Here is a 22,932-nt window from a genome sequence, read left to right as displayed (position 1 = left end):
CGGATGCGGCCCCGGCAGGCGCGGCGCAGCCTGGAGGCAGGGATGACGTGAGGTGAGGGCCATGCCCGCATGGCATCTGCGCGACTATCACGACAGCGATCTCGACCAGGCGATCCGGATCTGGGAGCAGAGCCGGCTGGCCGACGAGGACCCCGTGTTTCCGGTCTCCGAGGTGATGGCGGCGGCACAGAGCGGTCAGACGGCCGTGGTCGCGGTGGTCGGCGACGAGCTGGTCGGCATGGCCGTGGCGCAGAGGGGCGGCACGCGAGGCTGGGTCCTGCTGTTGGCGCTCGCCTCCCGCTGGCGCGAGCGCGGTATCGGCAGCGCGCTCCTCACCGAGCTGGAACGACGTCTGCGGACGCTCGGCGTACGGCGCGTCAGCGCCCTGCTGCCAGCCGGTGCCGCCGGCACGAAGGCCCTGGAGAACTCCGGGTACCGGCTCCGCGACGACCTGACCTACTACGAGAAGATCGAACCGGACGACACCGCCAACGCCGAGGTCCTGGCCGCGCTGGGCGGCCGGATGCTGCCCGACGGGCTCTGGGACGCCATGGCCGGCATGGAGCGGGAGAAGCAGGTCGTCGAACGCCGTGTCGTGCTTCCGCTGACGGAACCGGCGCTGGCCGACCGTTTCGCCGTCGCCCCGCCGAAGGCGGTCATCCTGTTCGGTCCGCCCGGCACGGGAAAGACCAGCTTCGCCAAAGCGGTGGCCTCCCGGCTCGGCTGGCCGTTCGTGGAGCTCTTCCCGTCCCGGCTCGCGGCCGACACGGACGAGGGGCTGGCCGTGGCGTTGCGCCAGGCGTTCGCGGACCTGGCGGAGCTGGACTCGGTGCTGCTCTTCATCGACGAGGTCGAGGAGATCGCCGGCGCACGGTCCGGCAAGGCCGTCGATCCCGGCCACGGGGTGACCAACGAGCTGCTCAAACTCATCCCCGTCTTCCGTGAGCACGACACACGCCTGCTGACGTGCGCCACCAACTCGGTACGGTCCCTCGACGCGGCCTTTCTGCGGCCGGGCCGGTTCGACTACGTCATCCCCATCGGCCCCCCTGACCCCACCGCCCGCGCCGCGATCTGGACCCGCTATCTCCGGGCCGCCGCCGACTCCGTGGACCTCACCCGGCTTGTCGAGGCCAGCGAGCTGTTCACCCCGGCCGACATCGAATACGCCGCCCGCAAGGGCGCGCAGACGGCGTTCGAACGCGAGGTCACGCATCGCCGGGGACAGCCCGCCACGACCGAGGACTACATGGCCGCCATCGCGGACACCCGGCCGACGCTCACCGCACGGGCGATCGAGGAGTTCACGGAGGACATCGAGACGTACAGCCGCCTTTGAGGCCGCAGGGCGACGGCGGGGCCTTCTCCGTGCGCCGGCTCAACTCCCGCTCCCGTACGGTCGGGTGAGGATCTCCATCCGGTGGCCGGAGGGGTCGTCGAAATACACCCCGCGGCCGCCGTCGTTGGTGTTGATCTCGCCGGCACGGCTGTGGAACGGGTCCGCCCAGTAGGTGAGGCCCGCCTCCCCGATGCGGGCGAAGATCGCGTCGAAGTCGCCCTCGGAGACCAGGAAGGCGTAATGCTGCGGGGTGATGGCGCCGGCGGTGTCCATGTAGTCCAGCGTCACCCCGTTGGGTATCCCGACCGGTACGAACGGGCCGTAGTCCGCGCCCACTTCGAGCCCCAGGAGACCGGCGAGGAAATCGGCCGAGACGTGGCTGTCGTGCGCGGCGACGATGGTGTGGTTCAGCTGCACAGTCATCGTGTGCACCTCCTGCTGCCCAACATACTCCGACGCGGGGGCGCGAACTGAGGCAAGCCTCACCTAAGTAGTCGCATGGCTCAGATCGTCGCGGTGTCGATCACGAAGCGGTAGCGGACGTCGCTCGCCACGACCCGGTCGTAAGCCTCGTTGATCTTGTCGGCGCCGATCAGCTCGATCTCGGCGCCCAGGTTGTGCTCGGCGCAGAAGTCGAGCATCTCCTGAGTCTCCGGGATGCCGCCGATGCCGGAGCTGCTCAGGCTGCGGCGGTTGCCGAACACCGAGGACAGCGGGATCTGGACCGGCTCCTCGGGGATGCCCAGGTTCACCATCGCGCCGTCCGTGCGCAGCAGCGAGAGGTAGGCGCCGAAGTCCAGCGACGCCGAGACCGTGTTCAGGATGATGTCGAAGGTGCCCTTGAGCTCCTCGAAGGTCTTCGGGTCGCTGGTGGCGTAGTAGTGGTCGGCGCCCAGCCTCAGGCCGTCGTCCTTCTTGCGCAGGGACTGCGACAGGACGGTGACCTCCGCGCCGAGCGCGTGCGCGATCTTGACGCCCATGTGGCCGAGGCCGCCGAGGCCCACCACGGCGACCTTCTTGCCGGGTCCGGCGTTCCAGTGCTTCAGCGGGGAGTACGTGGTGATGCCGGCACAGAGCAGCGGCGCGGCCACGTCCAGGGAGAGACCGTCGGGAATGCGGACGACGAAGCTCTCGTCGACGACGATCCTCTCGGCGTAGCCGCCGTAGGTGGGCTCGCCGTCCTTGCCGACGGCGTTGTACGTCCAGACGGGGCCGCCCTGGGAGCAGTACTGCTGCAGGCCGGCCCTGCAGTTGTCGCACTCCCGGCAGGAGTCGACCATGCAGCCGACGCCGACACGGTCGCCGACCTGGTACTTCGTGACACCGGAACCGACCTCGGAGACGACACCGGCGATCTCGTGGCCGGGCACCATCGGGAAGATCGCCGTGCCCCAGCCCTCCCGGGCCTGGTGGATGTCGGAGTGACAGATGCCGGCGAACCTGATGTCGATCAGGACGTCGAACTCGCCGACCGGGCGCCGCTCGATCGTGGTCCGCTCCAGCGGGGCCTTCGCGGCGGGCGCGGCATACGCGGCAACAGTGGTCATGGCGTGGTTCTCCTCAAGGGGGGTGATGCACCCGGCTGCCTTCCCGCCGGGCTCAGCTCCAGCCTGCCTCACGTCCCGGCGCTCACCCAGCCCACACCTTTGCGTACGTCCGCCGTGCCTACCACTGGCGGGGTCAGGCTGCTGTGCGTACGACCACGGAACACGTCCGATACTGACTGTATGGACCAACAGCCCGAGACTGCTGCCGCCCCCGGCCACTCCCTGGACCGGCGCGCCGAGCTCAGCGAGTTCCTGCGCAGCAGGCGGGCCCGGCTGAAGCCTCAGGACGTGGGGCTGCCGGACCTCGGGCGGCACCGCCGGGTGCCCGGGCTGCGCCGCGAGGAGCTGGCGCAGCTGGCCGGGGTGTCCGTGGCGTACTACACGCGGCTGGAGCAGGGCAACGGGCGGAACGTGTCGGCGGAGGTGCTGGACTCGATCGCCAGGGCGCTGCGGCTGTCCGACGCCGAGCACGCCCATCTGACCCACCTCGCCAAGGGCAAGCAGCACAAGAAGAAGGCGTCGGCACGCGCCCAGCAGGTGCGGGTGCCGCTGCGGCAGCTGCTGGACGTACTGGACACCGTGCCGGCGTATGTCGTCGGGAGGCGCTCGGAGATCCTGGCGTGGAACCGGATGGCCGCCGCCCTGTTCGGGGACTGGGGGGAGCTGCCGGCGGCGGAGCGGAACTGGGCGCGGCTGGTGTTCCTGAAGCCGGAGTACCGCGAGCTGTTCGTCGACTGGGAGCAGAAGGCCATCGACATCGTGTGCGCGCTGCGGATGGACGCCGGCTGCTATCCCGACGATCCCCGGCTGTCGGCGCTGGTCGGTGAGCTGTCGGTGAAGAGCCCGGACTTCCGGCGCCTGTGGGCGACGCATGACGTCAAGGAGAAGAACCATGGCGTCAAGCGGCTGCACCATCCGCTGGTCGGCGAGCTGTCGCTGAACTTCGAGTCGTTCCGCACGACGGACGACACCGACCAGGCCCTGGTCACCTATCACGCGGATCCGGGCTCACCGTCGGCGGAGGCCCTGCGGCTGCTGGCCAGCTGGGGCACGGACGCGACGAGGGTCGTACCGTCGGCCTGACGGGGACCGCGCTCAGTCCTCCACCCCGAGGTCCTTGCGCATGGCCCTGCGCATCGCGGTCAGCAGCGGTTCCGCCTCCTTCAGGTCGAGCAGGGCCCGCTGCGGGGTCTCACCCTCGCCGGCCAGGTTCCGGTCGAGTCGTTTCGCCGTCGCATCGATTCCGGCGAGGACCCGGTTCACGGCACGTGAGGCGTCCAGGATGCGTTCGGGTACCACCATCTGCGCCTCGGCGTAGTGGTCCCGGTACTCGCGCCGGGTCTCCTCCAGCTGGTCATGGTCCTGGTCCGCGTAGACGCCGTCGCGGATGCGGTGCAGGGCGTCCTTGAGGAGTGTGTGGAACTGCCGGGAGGCACGATTCATGGCGACGTACACCGAACACGGCGGTGATCATCGCGGTCATGGCTACGGTCCCGGGGTGACCCTATGACACCCCGTCATCACACCGACACGGACGGCCCGCCGGAAGCCGTGCTTCCGGCGGGCCGTTCGCTCATGGACTGCTCAGCCGCTACGGCTCACTTTCCGTAGTAGGCGTTGTAGATCGAGATCGTCGACTTGTTGCCCTTCTTGTCGGCGATCTTGGCATGGAACGAGATGGCCTTGCCCTTGGCCGGGTTCTTGACGGTGATCCTGCCGTTGCGGACCTCGACCTTCTTCCAGGTCTGGCCGTAGTCGTACGACACGTACACCGCCAGCGACTTCAGGTTGCGGCCCGCGGCCGCGCCCTCCACGGTGACCGGGAAAGTGACCGTCTTTCCGGCCGCGACGCGGCTGTCCAGGCCGGTCCTGGCGTTGAAGCGGAGGGTGGAGGCCGGGAGCTTGGCGACGCTGGTGCCGGCCGGCTTCTTCGAGTGGAAGGTCCAGCTCGCGTCGATCCGAGTGGACGCGGCCGCGACCTTGACCGTGCGCTTGACCGAGGTGGTCAGCTTGTACTCGGCGTCACCGGACGGAACCTTGAAGGGCTCGCCGAACAGCGGGTCCTTGTTGGAGCCCACCTTGGTGCCGTTGCGGTACAGGGTGGTGGTCACCGAGGTGAAGGCCGACGAACCGGCGTGCTTGTTGGCGTCGGCGAACAGCGGCAGCATGCCGTAGATGGTGTTGCCGTCCCGGAACAGACCGTAGTCCGCGTTGAGATGCGGGCCGAAGACCGCCGTGTTGAAGGTCTTCTCATAGGTCTTGCCGGCCGCGAAGGTCTGCGGCGCGCCCAGCGTGTAGGACGCGTCGCTGATCGGGAAGCCGTCCGGGTCGACCCCGGCGGTCTGCTCGAAGTCCATGCCCCACTTCACGCCGCCCTGAGCGGACAGGTGCAGCGTACGGGTGCTGGGGATGGCCTGCGGGATGGCGATGGAGGAGCCGCCGGAGCTCTGCGGCAGCCAGCCGACCGCGGTGACCGTGCCCTTCTTGCCACTGGCGGCGGCACCCAGGGCGGCCTTCACCGTGGCCAGGTCGCCCGCCTTGTAGTGCTTGGTGTAGCCGGTGGCGAACTGCTTGACCTGGGCGCCGACCACAGTGTCGTACTGCTCCTTGTCACCCTTGGTCCAGTGCGCGTCCCACTGCTGGTACAGGGAACCGTCGGTGATCTGCGGCCCGAGACCCGCGGTGTGGAAGTTCTCGTACGTGTCGAGGAACCAGCCGTAGCCGTACAGGCCCTCGCCCACCGTGACATCGAACTCCGGGTAGGCGAACGCCGACTTGGCGGCCGCGTCGGGGACGGTGATGTCCACCGGCTTGGCCTTGCGCGCGTCGATGGTGATCGACTGGCTCTTGCCGACGGTCAGCTTCGGCTGCGCGATCCAGTCGATGCCCTTGGTGCTGTCCGCCGGGTCCACGAACAGCGCCGAGTTCAGGATGTACGTGCCCTTGGGCGCGCGCACCTTCACCGTGCCGGAGGGGTCGTACGGCGTGAGGTCCCGGCCGCCGGCCAGGCCCGCGGCGCCCGTCAGGTCGACGTTGTAGTACTTGGCCGGCTTGCCGTCACGCCCGATGAACTTCAGCGTGAGGTCGTACGACTCCACCTCGCGCTGCACCGCGGCGGCCGTGCGGATGCTCTGGCCGCCGCCGGTCGCGGTCACGTACGCGGAGTAGGCGCCGTCGAGGGTGCCGCCCAGCTTGGTGTTGACGGTGAGGTCGACCGAGGCCTTGCCGCCCGCCGGGACGGTCACCTTGGTCCTGGCGAGCTTGAAGAAGCCCGCGGGAGCCGCCTGGCCCTTGGGGTTGGTGGCGGTGGCGGCCAGGTCGAGCGTGACGTCCTTGGTGCTCAGGTTGCGGTACGTCAGCTGCTTGGTGACCGGCTTGTCGTCGGTGTGCGGCCACTGCTGCACACCGAAGCTCACCGAGACCGGGTCGGCGATCACGGACTGCTTGATCGCCTTGTCGACGGCGATCCGGCCCGAACCCTGCTGGAACGGCGTGTACGTGCCGCCCTTGGCGGAGCCGGTCAGGGCGCCCTTCAGCTCGGCATAGCCCCAGTCGGGGTGCTCCTGCTTCAGGATCGCGGCGGCGCCCGCGACATGCGGGGTCGCCATCGACGTACCGGAGATGGTCAGGTAGCCCTCGGGCTTCTCACCGACCTCCTGGTCGATGACGCTGCCCTTGGCCGCGGCGGCGGTGATGTCGACGCCGGGCGCGGTCACGTCCGGCTTGATGGCGCCGTCGCCGGTGCGCGGGCCGGTCGATGAGAAGTCGGCCAGCTTGTCGCTCTTGTCGACGGCACCGACGGTGAGCGCGGCGTCCGCGCTGCCTGGCGAACCGATCGACTCGGGGCCCTCGTTGCCCGCGGCGATCGCGAACAGGATGCCCTTCTCGGTGGAGAGCTTGTTGACCTCGGCCTCGAGCGGGTCGATCTCGGGCGTGTCATAGCCGCCCAGGCTGAGGTTGATGACGGAGGCGCCCTGCTGGGCCGCCCACTCCATGCCGGCGAGGATGCCGGAGTCGTCACCGGAGCCGGTGTCGTCCAGGACCTTGCCGTTGAGGATCTTCGCGTCGGGCGCGACACCCTTGTACTTGCCGCCCGACTTGGCGCCGGTGCCCGCCGCGATGGACGCGACGTGCGTGCCGTGGCCGAAGTGGTCGGTGGCGTCCGCGGCGGCCGAGAAGTTCTTGGAGTCGACCACCTGGTCCTTGAGGTCCGGGTGCGTGGTGTCGACACCCGTGTCCAGGACGGCGATCTTGACGCCCTTGCCGGTGTAGCCGGCCGCCCATGCCTTGGGGGCGCCGATCTGCGGCACGGACTTGTCGAGGCTGGCCTTGCGGACACCGTCGAGCCAGACGTGGGCGATGCCGGAGGCGGTCTTGTCGCCGTTGGTGACCGCGTCCCAGAGCTCGGGAGTCTCCTTGGCCGGCGTCTGCATCGCGTCCGCGTTCAGGGTCTTCAGACTGCGGCGCAGCGTGCCCGCGTCACGGACGTCGGACTTGGCGGCGGTGGCGGCGCCGCTGTAGCCGACGATGACCTTCAGACCGTGCTTGAGGGACTTGCGGGTGGCGGCCTTGTTCAACTCGGTGACGTCGAACAGTCGCTGGTCCAGCTTGCCGGAGGCGACCAGGCCGGCCGCGTCGGCGGGGATGACGAGGGTGTGTCCGTCGACCTTGCGGAGCTGGAAGGGTATGTGCTCGCGTCCCTTCGCCTTCTCCAGGCCGACGACCCGGCCCTTGGTGTCGACGGCGACCCGGTCGCCGGTGATCAGGGTGATGCGGTGCTTGGACATGAGAGACGACGCAGCGGACGATGTGCGCTGCTCGGGCTTCGCCGACGCCGGGCTGGTCATGCCTGCGGCGAGGGCGACGGCTGCGGCGGTGGCCACGGTGGCCGAAGCCGCTCTTTTCACTTGTCTGCGCAAAACTCCCCCTGGAGACGGAGTACCGGGCTGCTGTTTCCCCCGTTCACCCGGCCGGGGGCAGTCCCGTACGTATGCACGTCAACCCCCCGGATCACGCAGTATGCCGGGGGGTGATCTGACGGCTCAATAGATGAGGAGGAGGTGAGAAAGCGCTACCGGGAACTGTTACGCGCCGGGTGGAACACCGTTACGCAACCGCGAAGTCGAGCGGATGCGATCGGTGCTATACGCCTTGTGCCCGGTCGCCTACGCGCCCGCGTTCTCCTTCACGGTGATCTTCCCCTTCCGGATGGTCGCCAGGCGCGGGGCCTTCCTCGCGATCGCGGAGTCGTGGGTGACCATGATGAAGGTCAGCCCGAGCTCCTTCCACATGCGTTCGAGCACCTCCATGATCTCGTCACGCATGCCTTCGTCGAGGTTGCCGGTCGGTTCGTCGGCGAGCAGCACCTTCGGCTTCTTGACCAGCGCGCGGGCGATGGCGACGCGCTGCTGCTGTCCTCCGGACATCTCGGAGGGCAGATGGCCCAGCCGCTCGCCGAGTCCGACCGACCTCAGCGCCTCGGCCGCGTGTTCGCGGCGGTCCTTCGCCTTCACGCCGAGCGGTACGAGGGCGGTCTCGACGTTCTCCTGGGCGGTGAGCGTGGGGATGAGGTTGAAGGACTGGAAGACGAAGCCGATGTTCTCGCTGCGGACTCTTGTCAGGCGGGCCTCGGGGAGCTTGGCCAGGTCGGTGCCGTCCAGGATGACTTCGCCGGACGTGGGGCGGTCGAGACCGCCGAGCATCTGGAGGAGGGTGGACTTGCCGCCGCCGGTTGGGCCCTGGATGACCAGGCGGTCGCCGTCGCCGATGGTCAGGTCTATGCCGTCCAGGGCGTGGATGGTGTCTTTGCCTCGGGTGTAGCGCTTGGTTACGTTTCTGAGGTCGTACATGGTGGCTCCTGGGAGGGTTCGGGGTGGTGCGCGTCATCGTTTGGTGCGGCTGAGTGGGGGCTGGTCGCGCCCGCGCGGCGGAGCCGCATATCGATACGGCCCCGCGCCCCTGAGTGGGATCGCTCGGCCGTGCCTTCAAGCGGCCGCTACTCCACGCGCCGCAAGGCATCTGCCGGACGCAGGCGCGACGCCCGCCAGCCTCCGAACGCTCCCGCGACCAGGCCGCCTGCCACCGCCAGGCCCACCGCGAGGAGGATCGTCGTCACGCTGACCGGTGCCGTCAGCGCGACCTCCAGGGTCTTTGCCGTCCGTCGGCCGGGGCCCCCGAAGCTGCCGAAGCCGCCGCTGCCCGTGCCACCCCCGAGTTGGGCCTGCAGGCTGGGGCTGATCGCGGTGACGACGTACGCGCCCGCCAGGCCGAGCGCGATGCCGAGGGCGCCGCCGACCAGTCCGTTGACGACGGCCTCGCCGACCACCTGCCGGGTCACCCGGCCCGACTTCCAGCCCAGCGCCTTCAGCGTGCCGAACTCACGGACTCGCCGGGAGACGGCGGAGGAGGTGAGCAGACCGGCGACCAGGAAGGCCGCGACGAGCACCGCGATGGACAGCCACTTGCCGACGTTGGTGGCGAGGCTGGACGCGGTGGACAGGGAGCCGGAGACCGTCTTGGCGAGGTCGGCGGAGGTGGTGACCGTCGTACCGGAGACGTTCTTCTGGATGGCGCTCTTGACGGTGTCGATCTGCTGCGAGTCGGCCGCCTTCACGTAGACCGTGGTGATCTTGTTCTTCTCCCCGGCCAGCGTCTGCGCCTGCTGGAGCGGGATGTACAGGTTGGCCGCCGCGTCACCGCTGTCGGCGGTGGCGATGCCGATCACCTGGTACTTGACGCCCTTGATGGTGACGGTGGATCCGACCTTGTACTTCTTCGTCTTGGCGAAGGCCGAGTCGGCGACGACGACCTTGGCGTTCGTCTCGGTCGTCCTGAAGGTGCGGCCGCTGGTGATCTTCGACGAGGTGAGCGGGCCCAGTGCCGTCTTGGTGACGTCGGTGCCGTAGACCGAGTACTGGTTGATGTCGAAGTCGGCGCCGCCGCCCCGGACCTCGCCCTGCGGCTGGCCGTCGCCCTGGCCGGGGCCGCCCTGCCGGCTGCCGCCGGAGTCCGGGTTCTGCTGGAACTGACCGCGGGTGAACTCGCCGCTGACCTTCACGACGTTGAGGCTCAGGCCGCCGACGGCGGTGGAGACGCCCTTCTGGCCCGCGACCTCGGTGACGGTCGAGGAGGCGAGCGTGGTGAAGCCCTGCACCATGACCCGGTCGCTGCTCTGCGACTTGGAGTCGCCCTTGTTCTGCGCGTCGAACTGGAAGCGCGGCCGCTGTGCGTCGCCGGTGGACGCCGAGGCCGCCTTGGTGACCGTCATGTCCGTACCGAGGCCGTAGAGCGACTGGAGGACCTTGTCCTGGGCCTTCCCCATGCCGTTGGACACGGAGTTGACCACGATGACCAGCGCTATGCCGAGCGCGAGGCCGGAGGCGACGACGAGGGCCGCCTTTCTGCGGCGGCGCAGTTCGCGCCTCAGGTAGGTGAAGAACATGGCCGCAAGCTAGGGACGCACCGTGATGACTCCATAAGCCCGCAATAAGAGAACGATGAGAAGGCTGTGGCCGAGCCCGGAAAGGGCCCGGAAACGCCGATGCCGCCCCTCATCGGGGGCGGCATCGGTCAAGCTGTGGGAGGGCTGCCGGAGGGCCGTACTCAGACGGCCGAACCGGCCTTCCACTGCGCCCAGTCCAGGTTCCAGCCGTTGAGGCCGTTGTCCGGGGCCACGGTCTTGTCGCCGGTGTTCTTGACGACGACCACGTCACCGAGGATCGAGTGGCTGTACATCCACGCGGCGGGCGTGTTCGGGTCGTTCGCGCCCTTGGTGTCGGACAGGCCCACACAGCCGTGGCTGGTGTTGACGCTGCCGAAGATGGACTTCGCGCCCCAGTAGTTGCCGTGCAGGAAGGTGCCGGAGCTGGTCAGGCGGATGGCGTGCGGCACGTCCTTGATGTCGTACTCGCCCTTGCCGTCGTCGTCGGTGAAGCCCACGGTCGCGCCGTTCATGCGCGTCTCCTTGAACTTCTCCTGCATGACCATGATGCCCTGGTACGTCTTGTTCTCGGGCGAACCGGCCGAGATCGGGATGGTCTTGACGGTCTTGCCGTCCTGCGTGACCTTCATCTGCTTGGTCTTCGCGTCGACGTAGGAGACCTGGTTGCGGCCGATGTGGAAGGTGACCGTCTTCTGCTGCACGCCGTAGACGCCGTTCGCGCCCTGGACGCCGTCGAGCGCGAGCTTGAGCGTGACGGTGGAGTTCTCCTGCCAGTACGCCTCGGGGCGGAAGTCGATTCGGTTGGCGTTGAACCAGTGGCCGACGACCTCCTGGCCGCTGCTGGAGGTGACCGTGATGCCCTTCTGGACCGCGGCCTTGTTGGTGATCGCCTTGTCGAAGTTGATCGACACGGGCATGCCCACGCCGACGGTGGAGCCGTCCTCCGGCGTGAAGTTGCCTATGAAGCTGTTGGACGGGGAGACCGTGGTGAAGGAGGCGTTCTCGTGGGCGACGAGGCCCGCGGCGTCCTTGGCCTCCGCGGCGACCTTGTAGCCGGTGGAGCGCTCCAGCTGGGCGGCCGGCTTCCAGCTCTTCTTGTCGGCGGACAGCGCACCGGCGACGGCCTTGCCGTCGGCGGTGGTCATGGTGACGCTGGTCAGCGTGCCCTTGCTGACCGTGACGGCGGAGTTGTTGATGGAGGCGTTGTTCGAGCCGTCCTTGGGCGTGATCGTGATCTGGGCCTCGGAGGACTTCTTGGCTGCCGCCTCGTCCGCCTTCGCCTGCGAGGTGTCGCCGCCGGAGCCGGAGGCCTTGTCGTCGCCGCCGGAACATGCCGTGAGCACCAGAACACCGCCGAGCAGTGCGGACGCGGCCATCAGGCCCCTGCGCCGCTTACTGTCCGTCATCACACGCTTCTCCATCGTTGCCGAGTCCGCGAAACACCGAGCCCCCGCTCAAGAATCTTCAACGCTACGGCCGACTCGCCCCGTTCCACATACACGGGATGTGTGGTCCACACCACGTCCGCCGGGGCGGGGGTGGTGCGGAGTCGGTCCGCGCGCCCCCTGAGACGACGAAACCCCGGACGGCGGTTGCCGTCCGGGGTGACGAATTCCCAGGAACGCTCAGCCGATGCCCCGTTCCTCGCCTTCCTCGTCTTCCTCGTCTTCCTCGGCATCGTCGTCGTCGAGGTCCCAGTCCGGCGCGTCGGGGTCGTAATCGATCCGCTCGCTGGACCAGGAGGCCTGCTGGAGCTCGATCCCGGGCACCTCGTCGACCAGGTCGAACGGATCCACCAGATACGCGATGGCCTCGGCGGTGTCCTCGGTCACAGCCCCTTCGGCGTGCGTCCGTTCCTCGTCCGGCATCTCGGTGTCACCGGCGAGGCGCTGAAGTGCCCGCTTCGTCACGGCGTCCGCGTCCTCCACCTCGAGGACCAGCTCCACGCGAAGGCGTACAAAACGTGATGTCTCTGGAGTGCTCATGCCCGGAGCGTACGGCCGAAACCTCCCGTGACTTTCCCGTGACCCGCAACTTTCACTAACATCGCCCCACACGGCCAATTCGCCAGCGTCACAAGGGGGATCGATATTCCGTGTCATCGGCTCGCCGCTCATTGCTGACCGCCACCGCCGCGGGGACCCTGCTGGGCGCCCTGTGGTTCGTCCCGTCCGCCAATGCGTCGCAGGACGCCCCGGCGAGAGCGGAGACCTCGGCGACACAGGTCACTCAGCAGGCCAGGGCGATGTCGGAGGCGACCGCACAGACCGCGGCGGACGCGGCGGACGGCACGCAACTGGCCGACACGGGAAGCCCGGACACGACGCCGTATGTCGTCGGCGGAACGCTCTTCCTCGCCGTGGGCGCGGGTTTTGTGGTGTATTCGGTACGCCGCGAGCGCATGGGTTTTTAAATTACTTGACGTTTCTTTGACTCAAGACTCATAGTCCGCTCATGAAGAGATCATCGGGCGTGCGGCTGTGCGCCACCGCCGCAGTGAGCGTGCTGTCGCTCGCCCTTGTCACGGGCTGTTCCGACGGGGGTTCCAAGGACTCCAAGGGCTCCGGGGACGCCAAGGGTTCGAAGCAGGCCGCGAAGGCGCTGAGCGCCGCGGAGTTGCAGAAGCTGATCATCGCCAAGGGCGAGGTGCCCGGCTACAAGGTCGGGCCTGTCGAGGGGGGCATCCCCGCCGACAACAAGGTCAACGCGGACGACCCCAAGTGTGACCCGCTGCTCGACGCCCTGACCGGCATCGCGCCCGGCGCCCCGGCGGTGAACACCAGCCGCATGGCCACCGAGGACAAGAAGGACCCCACGGACGACGCCACGTCCATGGACGACCTGGCCGACGGCAAGTTCGAGGACGCGATCAACAAGTCCATGGACATGGACGTCACCGTGGTCACCCTGGCCTCGTACGAGGGTGACGGCGCGGAGAAGGGCCTGCGGGCGGTCTCCGACGCGGTGAAGGCCTGCTCGGGCGGCTTCTCCGGCGAGCAGGACGGCGAGAAGGGGAAGTTCACCAAGGTCGCCGGGGAGAAGTCCTCGGGCACGGGTGACGAGTCGCTGGCCTTCACCGCGACCAACGTCACGAAGGAGGGGGCACTCCCCCTCCACGCCGAGGTCGTGCGACACGGGAACACCCTCGCCACGTACTCCACCATCAACATCGGCGCGTTGATGAGCAAGAAGGCCTACACGGTGTCGGCTCCGGTCATCAAGGCCCAGGCGGCCAAGCTCAAGTGACGTAGGAAACGCGAGAGGGGCCCGTCCGAGGACAGGGCCCCTCTTTTTCGTTCCGCTCCGGCCGCGGCGGTGTTCCGCCCTTACTGGAGCGGTCCGGTGACCTTCTCCGCGGCGGCGACGAGTCCGCCGCGCCGCACGAACGCGTCGGCGGCCGCGAGGTCGGGGGCCAGGAACCGGTCCGGACCGGGGCCCTCGACACCGGCCGCGCGTACGGCCTCGATGACCGACTGGGACGCCGGGGCCGGGGCGAGGCCCTCGCGCAGCTCGATGGCGCGGGTGGCGGCGTACAGCTCGACGGCGATGATCCGGGTCAGGTTGTCGACGGCGGTGCGCAGCTTGCGCGCGGCCGACCAGCCCATGGAGACGTGGTCCTCCTGCATGGCGGAGGACGGGATCGAGTCCGCGGAAGCGGGTACGGCGAGCCGCTTCATCTCGCTGACCAGGGCGGCCTGGGTGTACTGGGCGATCATGAGCCCGGAGTCGACGCCCGCGTCGTCCGCGAGGAACGGCGGCAGGCCGTGGCTGCGGTTCTTGTCGAGCAGCCGGTCGGTACGGCGCTCGGCGATGGAGCCGAGGTCGGCGGCGGCGATGGCGAGGAAGTCCAGGACGTAGGCCACCGGAGCGCCATGGAAGTTGCCGTTGGACTCGACGCGGCCTCCCCCAGAGCCGAAAGCCTGGGAGGTGCCCCCAGGCAGCACGACCGGGTTGTCGACGGCGGAGGCCAGCTCGCGCTCGGCGACCAGCCGGGCGTGCGCGAGGGTGTCCCGGCCGGCGCCGGCGACCTGCGGGGCGCAGCGCACGGAGTAGGCGTCCTGGACGCGGGGCGCGTCGTCCTGGTGGTGGCCGGTGAGCTGCGAACCCTTGAGCACGGCCAGCATGTTGGCGGCGGAGGCGCCCTGGCCCGGGTGCGGGCGGATGGCGTGCAGTTCGGGGGCGAGCACCTTGTCCGTGCCGAGCAGCGCCTCCAGGCTGAGGGCGGCGGTGATGTCGGCGGACTTGTAGAGCATCTCGAGGTCGTCGAGGGCCATGAACAGCATGCCGAGCATGCCGTCGGTGCCGTTGAGAAGGGCGAGTCCCTCCTTCTCGCGCAGCTCGACCGGGGCGATGCCGTGCTCGGCGAGGAGTTCACCGGCGGGGCGGACGGTCCCGTCGGGTCCCTCGGCGTCGCCCTCGCCCATGAGCGTGAGGGCGCAGTGGGAGAGGGGCGCCAGGTCGCCGGAGCAGCCGAGGGAGCCGTATTCGTGCACGACCGGGGTGATGCCGGCGTTCAGCACGTCGGCCATGGTCTGGGCGACCTCGGGCCGCACGCCCGTGTGTCCCGAGCAGACGGTCTTGAGCCGCAGGAACATCAGGGCCCGTACGACCTCCCGCTCGACGCGCGGACCCAGGCCTGCGGCGTGCGAGCGGACGATGTTGCGCTGCAGCTGGGCGCGCAGCTCCTGGCTGATGTGCCGGGTCGCCAGGGCACCGAAGCCGGTGCTGACGCCGTAGACCGGTTCCGGCTTGGCCGCCAGCGCGTCCACGATCTCCCGGGCCGCGGCGAGGGCCGCCACCGCCTCCGCGGAGAGCTCGACCCGGGCGCCGCCGCGCGCCACGGCGAGAACGTCGGACGCCGTGAGACCGGACGTCCCCACCACCACAGTGTGCATATCCATATTCAGGAGCGTACGCATTGAATGCGACGATGTCACTACTGGGGGACGGGGTTGCCCCTTACCCGGGTCACGTCACGGCCGACGCTCCGTTCACATCACGGCCGCCACCCGGTTCACGTCACGGCTGGCGTCCGCGGAAGGCGCGCCGCTCGGCCCGCTCCGGGGGCGGGGTGTCCGCGAGCCGTACGACCGGGTCGTCCGGACCCTCGCGGCCGGCCACGACCGGCCTGTCGGCGCGGACCGCCTTGGCGCGGTACTGGGCCGCGTCCGCGAGACGGAAGAGCCGGCGCGCGGAGCGGACCGGCCCGATGGGCTCGTCCGTGGACGCGACCCCGCACGCCACCCCCTCGCCCAGCTCCAACTCCGCGGCGCGACGGCACAGTTCATCGGCCGCCTTGACCACGTCGTCCCCGGGCGGACCGATCGCCAGGAGACAGAACTCGTCGCCACCCAGGCGTGCCGCGAGGGTCCCGGGCAGCATCGCGCCGCACAGCGACAGCACCGAGCCGAAGCGCTCCAGGAGACGGTCCCCGACCGCGTGCCCCCGTGTGTCGTTGACGCGTTTGAGCCCGTTCAGATCGCAGACGACGAGGCTCACCACGACCCCGTCCCTGCGGTGCAGTTCGATGGCCTCGTCGAGGCGTACGTCGACGGCGCGCCGGTTGGCCAGACCGGTGAGCGCGTCCGTGTACGCCAGCCGCCGGGCCTCCTCCAGCCGTTCGGTCTGCGCGATCCCTGCCGCGACCACGGACGCCAGCACGGTGGCGAAGTCGGCGTCGCCCCGGTCGAAGACGGGGGCGCCCACCTGGCGGGCCACATACAGCTCGCCCCAGGCACGGCCGTGCAGCACGACCGGGGCGACCACACAGCAGCCCCGGCCGCGGCGGCGCAGGGCGGCGACGCGCTGATGGAAGTAGCCGGGGCGACCGGCGGCGGGACCCTCGGCGGTCTCCACCCAGGCGTTCGGCCCGCCACCGCCCGCCCACCGCTCGTGCAGGAACTCGGTGATCTCGGGGAACTGGTGCACCGGGTAGGACTCGGTCTCCGGGAACTCCTCCTCGTCCTGGGCCCGCTCCCCCACGTTCACGAGGACCTTCAGCCGGCCGAGGTCCCGCTCCCACACCGACAGCGCGGCGAAGCTCCCGTCGAGCGCGCGGCACGCGCCGAGCGCCGCGGCGCGCCATGACTCGCGCGGGGTGTGCGCCGCCGCCATCCCCTGCGCCAGCGCCACGACCGCCGCGAGCCGCTTGTCCTCACCCATCACTCCAGGTTAGGGATGTTCCGGGCGAACAGGGACATCGGCGAGGCGATCAGGGTGAGGCGATCAGGTGGAGAACCCGACCTCGCCCGTTTGGCCCGGTGTGCTCACTCCCCCGGCCACTGCGGCTTCCGCTTCTCGTTGAACGCCGCCACGCCCTCCGCACGGTCGCCCGAGAACGCCACCGCACGCCAGGCCGCGTCCTCGACCTCCAGGCCGGTACGCAGATCCAGCCCGTGCCCGAGGCGCAGCGCCCGCTTCGCCGCGCGCAGGCCGACCGGGGAGTTGCCGGCGATCCGCTCGGCCAGGGCCAGCGCCTCCTCCCGGTCGCGGCCCTCGTCGACCAACTGGTCCACCAGCCCGAGCTCGTGCGCCTGGGCCGCCTCCACGCGCCGCGCCGAGAAGATCAGCTCGGCCGCCCGCGCGGCCCCGACCCGCCGCGGCAGCAACTGCGTACCGCCGCCGCCCGGAATCACCCCGACGGACACCTCGGGCAGCCCCACCACGGCCGTACGGTCGGCCACGATCAGGTCGCAGGACAGTGCGAGCTCGAAGCCGCCACCCAGCGCGAAGCCGTGCACCGCGGCGATCGTCGGCATCGGCAGCTCCAGCACGCCGGTGTACGCGCCCCGCGTCAGCGGCCGCTGCCGCACCATGTCCGCGTCGGTGAAGGAGTTCCGCTCCTTGAGGTCGGCCCCGACACAGAACGCCCGCTCGTGCGTCGACGTCAGGACGACCACCCGCGCGTCCTTGTCGGCGGCGAGCGCCGCGCACGCGCTCCCGATGGACCGGGCCATCCCGGTGGAGACTGCGTTCATCGCCTTGGGCCGGTCCAGCACGAGCTCCGCGACCTGCCCGTGCCGCCGCACCAGCACGAACTCCCCGAACCGCTCCTCGCTCATGACACCCTCCGGTCGACGTGTTAACGCGGGTTAACTTCCTGTGGTCCCGATCATCGCAGCCGGGCCCGGCCGAATAAAGAGTCGGCTTGGCTGTCCCCGTTCGAGTGACATCCCGCCCGACTACCGCCACACCGCCCACCAGAGCGCATAGCGTGCGCTCCGCCACGGCGCATCGGGGGGCGCGCAGCGGGGAGGGATCGCGATGGCGGACATGGAGACAACGAGTACGGGAACGACACCGCGTACGGGAACGACGACGGACACGGCACCACAGTGCACCGAAGCGACGGGTGCTCGTGTGGAAACGTCCAGGAACACCGATACGGCCCTCGCCGTGCCCGTCGCGCGACGCGGCCGCCACCGCAGGCCCCGCCCGCGCAAGGCCCTGCTCGCCGCCGGGGGCTCGCCGTGGCCGCCGGTGTCCTCAGCCTCGTTCGCATGTCACCGGACTCCGGGGTCGGCGGACCGGGCACCGTCGAGGCGGAACCGCGGCTGGGTCAGGGCGGCGCCACCGACCGGTCGCCGTCGGACACGGCCGCGTCCGTGGGGCACGCACCGACGTCGCAGCCCTCGGCGACCTCCGTCATGGGCGGGGAGAACACCACGCCCACTTCACCCACCACCTCGCCCCTCCCGACGGACATCCCCTCGACGATCCCGACCGCCGCCCCGCGGACGACGCAGGGCCCGACGGCTCCGCGCACCACTTCGGCACCGGACACGACGCCCCCGACGGCCCCACGTCCCGACCCCACATCGGCACCGACACCGAGCCACTCCCAGACCGCCCCGGCCCCGCAGCCCAGTCATGACGGAGGCCTGTGCGTGCCGATAATCGGACTGTGCGTGGACCCGCTGCGGGCCCCGCGCGACGACCCGGAGGACGACTAGGGGCGACCAGCCGGAGGACGACCCGGGGGCGACTAGGGGATGTCGCCGTCGCGCCGGGTGAGCAGCCACGGCTCGACCACGCCGAGGCCGCGGACGGGACGCTGCCACATCGGCTGCAGGGCGAAGCGGTACGTCGGCGGTTCCTCGCCCTCCTTCTCCGCGGCCGCCGCGGCCTCGGCCGCGGCCGCCTCCGAGGCGGGCGCCTCGCCGGTGCGGATGATCTCCTCCGCGAAGGCACTGTCGACGAGGACCGCGTCGCGCGGCGCTATCGATGTCAGCCGGGAGGCGAGGTTCACCGTCGTACCGAAGACATCACCCATGCGGGTCGTCACCGTGCCGAACGCCATGCCGACGCGCAGCTCGGGCATCGTCTCGTCGTTGGCCATGGTCTCCACCAGGCGCAGGGCGATGTCAGCGGCCGTACCGGCGTCGTCGGCGGCGTACAGGACCTCGTCGCCGAGCGTCTTGATGAGCCGCCCGCCGCGCGCGGCGACCAGGTCGGCGGCGGTGGTCTCGAAGGCCTCGACGAGCTCGCCGAGCTCCTCCTCCTCCATACGGCGGGTCAGTCGCGTGAACCCGACGAGGTCGGCGAAGCCGACGGCGAGCCGCCGGTCGACCATCTCCTCGTCGTCGGCCCCCTGCACGACCCGGCCGGCGGACGCGGCGAGCTGGCGGCGCCAGACGTAGACCAGAAACTCCTCGAGCTCGGGCAGCAGCAGCTCGACGATCGGGTACGTCACCTCGGTGCGCGTCATGCCCGGCTCCGGCGGCTCGGTCAGCCCCTCCAGGAAGGAGTCGATCTGCCACTCGGCCAGTCGGGCGGTGGTCTGCCCGGTCGACCGGGCCACCTGCACGGCCATCGCCTCGCTCAGCAGCCCCGCCTCGACGAGACCGGCGAGCCGGCGCAGGGCGAGCACGTCGGCCTCGGTGAGGGCCTTGGCCTGCCCGATGTCGGCGAAGCCCATGGCCCGCCAGAAGCGGGAGGCCAGCTCCATGGAGACACCGGCGCTGCGGGCCGCCTGGAACGGCGTGTAACGGCGCTCCGCGCCCAGGATGAGCGTCTCGAGGCGCAGGGCGAGCGGGTCTTCGCCGGCGTCGGCGGCGTAGGGTTCCTCCCCCTCGAGCGGAGTCGAGTGCGGGGAAGAGTCCACCCGGCCGTCCGCGCCCGCGCCGGAGCCCGAATCGTCGACGGTCACGCCTGCTGCCCTTCCGATCTGCCGCGGTCACGTATCGACCGGCCTCAACTCTACGGCAGGTGTGCGCCAGCTCACTCCGTAAGGTGGAGCCGCCGGTGAGGCGCCCGGCGCCGGTGGCGTCACCCGGTGTCGGTGCCGGGCCGCCCGCGGGGCTGCCGTGTCCTCACGCGGGCCGCAGGTGCACGATGTCGCCCGCCCCGACCGGCTCCTGGACGCCGTTCTCCGTGGCCAGGACCAGCCGTCCGTCGCCGTCGATCGCGACGGCCTCGCCGACGATCGACCGGTCGCCCGGGAGCTCCGCCCGCACCACCCTTCCCAGCGTCGCGCAGCCCGCCGCGTACGTCTCCTGGAGGCCACTGGCGACCGGGTTGCCCCCCGCCTCGCGCCAGCGGCCGTACCAGTCCTCCAGGGACCGCAGCACGGCCCGCAGCAGCGGATCCCGGTCCGTGCTCACCGCCCCGGCCAGCGCCAGCGAACCGGCCTGCGGCACCGGGAGCTCCTCGGCGCGCAGCGAGACGTTGATGCCGACGCCGACGACCACGCCGGCGTCCCCGGCCCGCTCCGCCAGGATCCCGCCGGTCTTGCGCTCCTCGTCGCCCACGGTCACCAGGACGTCGTTGGGCCATTTGAGTGAGGTGTCCACCCCCGCCGCCCGCGCGAGCCCCGTCGCCACGGCCACACCGGTGAGCAGGGGCAGCCAGCCCCAGCGGGCCACCGGCACCTCGGCGGGGTCGAGCAGCACAGAGAAGAACAGACCGGAGCGGGGCGGTGCCGTCCACTGCCGGTCCAGGCGGCCCCGGCCCGCCGTCTGCTCCTCGGCGACGAGCACCGCGCCCTCGCCGGCCTTCCCGGCCTCCGCGCGGGCCACCAGCTCGCTGTTGGTGGAGCCGATGCGCTGCACCACGTCCACGTCGGACCAGAGCCCGCCCTCGCGCACCAGCGCCCGGCGCAGAGCAGCGGCGTTGAGGGGAGGGCGGCCGAGGTCCGACCAGCGGTCCGACCTCGGCTCGCGGGGCCCATCGGGCGGATTTCCTTGTGCGTCCGGTGGTGTATTCATGCAAGCCACCCTAGGTTTGACATCCTCCATCCCGCAGAGGGAATGGATTCCAGCCCCGAAAGGCTGAGGTTCACGGGCGCTCGACCACTCTCGTGGCGTCGCCCCTCCGGCGTGTCCCGCCGCGACACCCTGATCGTAAGCGTGGTCGCGGCCTCCGCGCCGCTTGTCTGGTGGATCTCATCCCTCCGATGTGAAGAGGGCAGGGGTGTGGCAAACGCCGCACTGCCGATCGGTAGGGCCCCCACTACGCTACGGATGAGTAACCGTCCCCCCTTTTGAGCAGGCAGGGAGCCGCATCCCGATGTCCGAGCCGGAAGAGATCGACATTCACACGACCGCGGGCAAGCTGGCGGATCTCCAGCGCCGTATCCAGGAAGCGACGCACGCCGGTTCGGAACGCGCCGTCGAGAAGCAGCACGCCAAGGGCAAGTTGACGGCCCGTGAGCGGATCGACCTGCTGCTCGACGAAGGGTCGTTCGTCGAGCTCGACGAGTTCGCGCGCCACCGGTCCACCAACTTCGGGCTGGAGAAGAACCGCCCGTACGGAGACGGTGTGGTCACCGGGTACGGGACCGTCGACGGCCGTCCCGTCGCCGTCTTCTCGCAGGACTTCACCGTCTTCGGCGGTGCGCTCGGCGAGGTGTACGGCCAGAAGATCGTCAAGGTCATGGACTTCGCGCTGAAGACCGGCTGCCCGGTCATCGGCATCAACGACTCCGGCGGTGCCCGGATCCAGGAGGGTGTGGCCTCCCTCGGCGCCTACGGCGAGATCTTCCGCCGCAACACCCACGCGTCGGGCGTCATCCCGCAGATCAGCCTGATCGTGGGCCCCTGCGCCGGCGGCGCGGTCTACTCCCCCGCCATCACCGACTTCACGGTCATGGTCGACCAGACCTCGCACATGTTCATCACCGGCCCGGACGTCATCAAGACGGTCACCGGCGAGGACGTCGGCTTCGAGGAGCTGGGCGGTGCCCGCACCCACAACTCCGTCTCGGGCGTGGCGCATCACATGGCGGGCGACGAGAAGGACGCCATCGAGTACGTCAAGCAGCTGCTGTCGTACCTGCCGTCCAACAACCTCAGCGAGCCCCCGGTGTTCCCGGAGGAGGCGGACCTCGCCCTCACCGACGAGGACCGCGAGCTGGACACCATCGTCCCGGACAGCGCGAACCAGCCGTACGACATGCACACGGTGATCGAGCACATCCTGGACGACGCCGAGTTCTTCGAGACGCAGGCGCTGTTCGCGCCGAACATCCTCACCGGCTACGGCCGGGTGGAGGGGTACCCCGTCGGCATCGTCGCCAACCAGCCGATGCAGTTCGCCGGCTGCCTGGACATCCAGGCGAGCGAGAAGGCGGCCCGCTTCGTACGGACCTGCGACGCCTTCAACATCCCGGTCCTCACGTTCGTGGACGTGCCCGGCTTCCTGCCCGGCGTGGACCAGGAGCACGACGGCATCATCCGGCGCGGCGCCAAGCTGATCTACGCCTACGCGGAGGCGACCGTCCCGCTGATCACGGTCATCACCCGCAAGGCCTTCGGCGGCGCCTACGACGTCATGGGCTCCAAGCACCTGGGTGCCGACATCAACCTCGCCTGGCCGACCGCGCAGATCGCCGTCATGGGCGCGCAGGGCGCGGTCAACATCCTGCACCGGCGGACCATCGCCGAGGCAGAGGATGTCGACGCGACCCGGGCGCGGCTGATCCAGGAGTACGAGGACACCCTCCTCAACCCCTACATCGCGGCCGAGCGCGGCTACATCGACTCGGTGATCATGCCGTCGGACACCCGCCGCCACGTCGTACGCGGCCTGCGTCAGCTGCGCACCAAGCGGGGGTCCCTGCCTCCGAAGAAGCACGGCAACATCCCCCTCTAGGCCTTCGTCGATCGACTGGGAGACATCATGACGATCAAGGTCGTACGGGGCAATCCGACCCCCGAGGAGCTGGCCGCCGCACTGGCGGTGGTCCGCGCCCGCGCCGCGGCGGCAGCAGCAACGCCGCCCGGCGCGCCGGGCCCACGGGACGCCTGGGCCGACCCGTCCCGCATCGCGGCCCACCGCATGCCGAAGCCGGGCCAGGCGTCCTGGACCCGCACCTACTGGCCGAGCTAGGAGGTAACGAACTTCAGGGGCGCGGGGCTGCGTCGATATGCGGCTCCGCCGCGTGGGCGCACTTCAGTGCAGCGCGGGGTGGCGATTTGAGTACCCGTACTCAAGCCGACCACCCCCGCCAAGCCCCACGCTGGGGGCATGCTGTGGTCAGATCCGGAGAACGAGCCGCCCAAAGAACTGCGCGACATGCAGGACATGCTGCGGCGGCTCGGTCTTCTCCTCGCCCTGGCCATGCTGCTCGGGATGATCGTGCTGGGCCTGAGGTAGCGCGGCGACCC

Annotated in this window: 21 protein-coding genes; 8 read left to right on the top strand and 13 right to left on the bottom strand. The window is 70.1% G+C overall.

Going from position 1 to position 22,932, the window contains the following annotated elements; translation table 11 throughout:
- Positions 1-52 precede the first annotated feature (52 nt).
- A complete protein-coding gene (locus N8I87_RS25385; RefSeq protein ID WP_263212022.1) occupies positions 53-1,339 on the top strand; it encodes an ATP-binding protein in 1,287 nt (428 codons plus the stop codon).
- Positions 1,340-1,378: 39 nt separating this feature from the next.
- Here the strand turns inward: N8I87_RS25385 and N8I87_RS25380 are convergent, their stop codons facing one another.
- Both N8I87_RS25380 and N8I87_RS25375 read right to left on the bottom strand, forming a co-directional pair.
- Positions 1,379-1,762 carry a VOC family protein gene (locus tag N8I87_RS25380; RefSeq protein WP_263212021.1) on the bottom strand — a complete coding sequence of 128 codons (384 nt, stop codon included), beginning with the start codon at positions 1,760-1,762 and terminating at the stop codon, positions 1,379-1,381.
- A gap of 80 nt (positions 1,763-1,842) precedes the next feature.
- The gene (locus tag N8I87_RS25375; protein ID WP_263212019.1) at positions 1,843-2,886 is read right to left on the bottom strand and encodes an NAD(P)-dependent alcohol dehydrogenase; all 1,044 of its coding nucleotides are present in this window, start codon (positions 2,884-2,886) and stop codon (positions 1,843-1,845) included.
- Between the two features lie 180 nt (positions 2,887-3,066).
- Here N8I87_RS25375 and N8I87_RS25370 point away from each other — a divergent pair, with 180 nt between their 5' ends.
- Positions 3,067-3,969, top strand: coding sequence for a helix-turn-helix domain-containing protein (locus N8I87_RS25370; protein WP_263212018.1), 903 nt, complete (start codon positions 3,067-3,069; stop codon positions 3,967-3,969).
- A 12-nt stretch (positions 3,970-3,981) separates the two neighbouring features.
- On the opposite strand, the gene N8I87_RS25365 is transcribed toward N8I87_RS25370, so the two are convergent.
- The 6 genes from N8I87_RS25365 to N8I87_RS25340 form a co-directional block, all read right to left on the bottom strand.
- Entirely contained in the window at positions 3,982-4,329 is a 348-nt protein-coding gene (locus N8I87_RS25365; protein WP_263212016.1) for a hypothetical protein, read from the bottom strand.
- A gap of 155 nt (positions 4,330-4,484) precedes the next feature.
- Positions 4,485-7,793 (bottom strand): S8 family peptidase, encoded by a 3,309-nt coding sequence (locus N8I87_RS25360; protein WP_263212014.1) that lies wholly within the window; start codon positions 7,791-7,793, stop codon positions 4,485-4,487.
- 258 nt (positions 7,794-8,051) lie between these two features.
- Positions 8,052-8,735, bottom strand: a complete 684-nt coding sequence (locus tag N8I87_RS25355; protein WP_263212013.1) for an ABC transporter ATP-binding protein — start codon at positions 8,733-8,735, stop codon at positions 8,052-8,054.
- 146 nt (positions 8,736-8,881) lie between these two features.
- The gene (locus N8I87_RS25350; RefSeq protein WP_263212011.1) at positions 8,882-10,327 is read right to left on the bottom strand and encodes an ABC transporter permease; all 1,446 of its coding nucleotides are present in this window, start codon (positions 10,325-10,327) and stop codon (positions 8,882-8,884) included.
- A 161-nt stretch (positions 10,328-10,488) separates the two neighbouring features.
- Positions 10,489-11,733 carry a L,D-transpeptidase gene (locus N8I87_RS25345; RefSeq protein ID WP_263212009.1) on the bottom strand — a complete coding sequence of 415 codons (1,245 nt, stop codon included), beginning with the start codon at positions 11,731-11,733 and terminating at the stop codon, positions 10,489-10,491.
- A gap of 219 nt (positions 11,734-11,952) precedes the next feature.
- A complete protein-coding gene (locus N8I87_RS25340) occupies positions 11,953-12,312 on the bottom strand; it encodes a hypothetical protein (RefSeq protein WP_263212008.1) in 360 nt (119 codons plus the stop codon).
- Positions 12,313-12,422: 110 nt separating this feature from the next.
- Between N8I87_RS25340 and N8I87_RS25335 the strand changes: the two genes are divergently transcribed.
- Together N8I87_RS25335 and N8I87_RS25330 are read left to right on the top strand one after the other, a co-directional pair.
- Entirely contained in the window at positions 12,423-12,740 is a 318-nt protein-coding gene (locus N8I87_RS25335; RefSeq protein ID WP_411577283.1) for an LAETG motif-containing sortase-dependent surface protein, read from the top strand.
- A gap of 41 nt (positions 12,741-12,781) precedes the next feature.
- Complete coding sequence (locus N8I87_RS25330; protein ID WP_263212006.1) at positions 12,782-13,573, top strand: hypothetical protein; 792 nt, start codon at positions 12,782-12,784, stop codon at positions 13,571-13,573.
- 80 nt (positions 13,574-13,653) lie between these two features.
- Here the strand turns inward: N8I87_RS25330 and hutH are convergent, their stop codons facing one another.
- From hutH to N8I87_RS25315, 3 genes are all read right to left on the bottom strand, one after another.
- Complete coding sequence (gene hutH / locus N8I87_RS25325; protein ID WP_263216655.1) at positions 13,654-15,222, bottom strand: histidine ammonia-lyase; 1,569 nt, start codon at positions 15,220-15,222, stop codon at positions 13,654-13,656.
- Positions 15,223-15,346: 124 nt separating this feature from the next.
- Positions 15,347-16,489 (bottom strand): GGDEF domain-containing protein, encoded by a 1,143-nt coding sequence (locus N8I87_RS25320; RefSeq protein WP_263212004.1) that lies wholly within the window; start codon positions 16,487-16,489, stop codon positions 15,347-15,349.
- Between the two features lie 104 nt (positions 16,490-16,593).
- The gene (locus N8I87_RS25315; protein WP_263212002.1) at positions 16,594-17,388 is read right to left on the bottom strand and encodes an enoyl-CoA hydratase/isomerase family protein; all 795 of its coding nucleotides are present in this window, start codon (positions 17,386-17,388) and stop codon (positions 16,594-16,596) included.
- A 438-nt stretch (positions 17,389-17,826) separates the two neighbouring features.
- Here N8I87_RS25315 and N8I87_RS25310 point away from each other — a divergent pair, with 438 nt between their 5' ends.
- Positions 17,827-18,279 (top strand): hypothetical protein, encoded by a 453-nt coding sequence (locus N8I87_RS25310; RefSeq protein ID WP_263212000.1) that lies wholly within the window; start codon positions 17,827-17,829, stop codon positions 18,277-18,279.
- A 32-nt stretch (positions 18,280-18,311) separates the two neighbouring features.
- Here the strand turns inward: N8I87_RS25310 and N8I87_RS25305 are convergent, their stop codons facing one another.
- Both N8I87_RS25305 and N8I87_RS25300 read right to left on the bottom strand, forming a co-directional pair.
- Positions 18,312-19,475, bottom strand: coding sequence for an adenylate/guanylate cyclase domain-containing protein (locus tag N8I87_RS25305; RefSeq protein WP_263211999.1), 1,164 nt, complete (start codon positions 19,473-19,475; stop codon positions 18,312-18,314).
- Positions 19,476-19,638: 163 nt separating this feature from the next.
- Complete coding sequence (locus tag N8I87_RS25300; RefSeq protein WP_263211997.1) at positions 19,639-20,532, bottom strand: biotin--[acetyl-CoA-carboxylase] ligase; 894 nt, start codon at positions 20,530-20,532, stop codon at positions 19,639-19,641.
- A 301-nt stretch (positions 20,533-20,833) separates the two neighbouring features.
- Between N8I87_RS25300 and N8I87_RS25295 the strand changes: the two genes are divergently transcribed.
- From N8I87_RS25295 to mmpB, 3 genes are all read left to right on the top strand, one after another.
- Positions 20,834-22,417, top strand: coding sequence for an acyl-CoA carboxylase subunit beta (locus N8I87_RS25295; protein WP_263211995.1), 1,584 nt, complete (start codon positions 20,834-20,836; stop codon positions 22,415-22,417).
- A gap of 27 nt (positions 22,418-22,444) precedes the next feature.
- The gene (locus N8I87_RS25290; protein ID WP_263211994.1) at positions 22,445-22,654 is read left to right on the top strand and encodes an acyl-CoA carboxylase epsilon subunit; all 210 of its coding nucleotides are present in this window, start codon (positions 22,445-22,447) and stop codon (positions 22,652-22,654) included.
- A gap of 138 nt (positions 22,655-22,792) precedes the next feature.
- The gene (gene mmpB / locus N8I87_RS25285) at positions 22,793-22,921 is read left to right on the top strand and encodes a morphogenic membrane protein MmpB (RefSeq protein WP_263211992.1); all 129 of its coding nucleotides are present in this window, start codon (positions 22,793-22,795) and stop codon (positions 22,919-22,921) included.
- The last annotated feature ends 11 nt before the right edge of the window (positions 22,922-22,932 follow it).

The organism is Streptomyces sp. HUAS 15-9, assembly GCF_025642155.1.
Classification (GTDB): Bacteria; Actinomycetota; Actinomycetes; order Streptomycetales; family Streptomycetaceae; genus Streptomyces.
This window is presented reverse-complemented; position numbering and strand designations above follow the sequence as displayed.

Excerpts from the sequence above, each read along its gene's own strand:
- N8I87_RS25380 (WP_263212021.1), bottom strand. The coding sequence starts at position 1,762 with ATGACTGTGCAGCTGAACCACACCATCGTCGCCGCGCACGACAGCCAC.
- N8I87_RS25375 (WP_263212019.1), bottom strand. The coding sequence starts at position 2,886 with ATGACCACTGTTGCCGCGTATGCCGCGCCCGCCGCGAAGGCCCCGCTG.
- N8I87_RS25370 (WP_263212018.1), top strand. The coding sequence starts at position 3,067 with ATGGACCAACAGCCCGAGACTGCTGCCGCCCCCGGCCACTCCCTGGAC.
- N8I87_RS25365 (WP_263212016.1), bottom strand. The coding sequence starts at position 4,329 with ATGAATCGTGCCTCCCGGCAGTTCCACACACTCCTCAAGGACGCCCTG.
- N8I87_RS25355 (WP_263212013.1), bottom strand. The coding sequence starts at position 8,735 with ATGTACGACCTCAGAAACGTAACCAAGCGCTACACCCGAGGCAAAGAC.
- N8I87_RS25350 (WP_263212011.1), bottom strand. The coding sequence starts at position 10,327 with ATGTTCTTCACCTACCTGAGGCGCGAACTGCGCCGCCGCAGAAAGGCG.
- N8I87_RS25345 (WP_263212009.1), bottom strand. The coding sequence starts at position 11,733 with ATGACGGACAGTAAGCGGCGCAGGGGCCTGATGGCCGCGTCCGCACTG.
- N8I87_RS25340 (WP_263212008.1), bottom strand. The coding sequence starts at position 12,312 with ATGAGCACTCCAGAGACATCACGTTTTGTACGCCTTCGCGTGGAGCTG.
- N8I87_RS25330 (WP_263212006.1), top strand. The coding sequence starts at position 12,782 with ATGAAGAGATCATCGGGCGTGCGGCTGTGCGCCACCGCCGCAGTGAGC.
- hutH (WP_263216655.1), bottom strand. The coding sequence starts at position 15,222 with ATGCACACTGTGGTGGTGGGGACGTCCGGTCTCACGGCGTCCGACGTT.
- N8I87_RS25320 (WP_263212004.1), bottom strand. The coding sequence starts at position 16,489 with ATGGGTGAGGACAAGCGGCTCGCGGCGGTCGTGGCGCTGGCGCAGGGG.
- N8I87_RS25315 (WP_263212002.1), bottom strand. The coding sequence starts at position 17,388 with ATGAGCGAGGAGCGGTTCGGGGAGTTCGTGCTGGTGCGGCGGCACGGG.
- N8I87_RS25310 (WP_263212000.1), top strand. The coding sequence starts at position 17,827 with ATGTCACCGGACTCCGGGGTCGGCGGACCGGGCACCGTCGAGGCGGAA.
- N8I87_RS25300 (WP_263211997.1), bottom strand. The coding sequence starts at position 20,532 with ATGAATACACCACCGGACGCACAAGGAAATCCGCCCGATGGGCCCCGC.
- N8I87_RS25295 (WP_263211995.1), top strand. The coding sequence starts at position 20,834 with ATGTCCGAGCCGGAAGAGATCGACATTCACACGACCGCGGGCAAGCTG.
- N8I87_RS25290 (WP_263211994.1), top strand. The coding sequence starts at position 22,445 with ATGACGATCAAGGTCGTACGGGGCAATCCGACCCCCGAGGAGCTGGCC.
- mmpB (WP_263211992.1), top strand. The coding sequence starts at position 22,793 with ATGCTGTGGTCAGATCCGGAGAACGAGCCGCCCAAAGAACTGCGCGAC.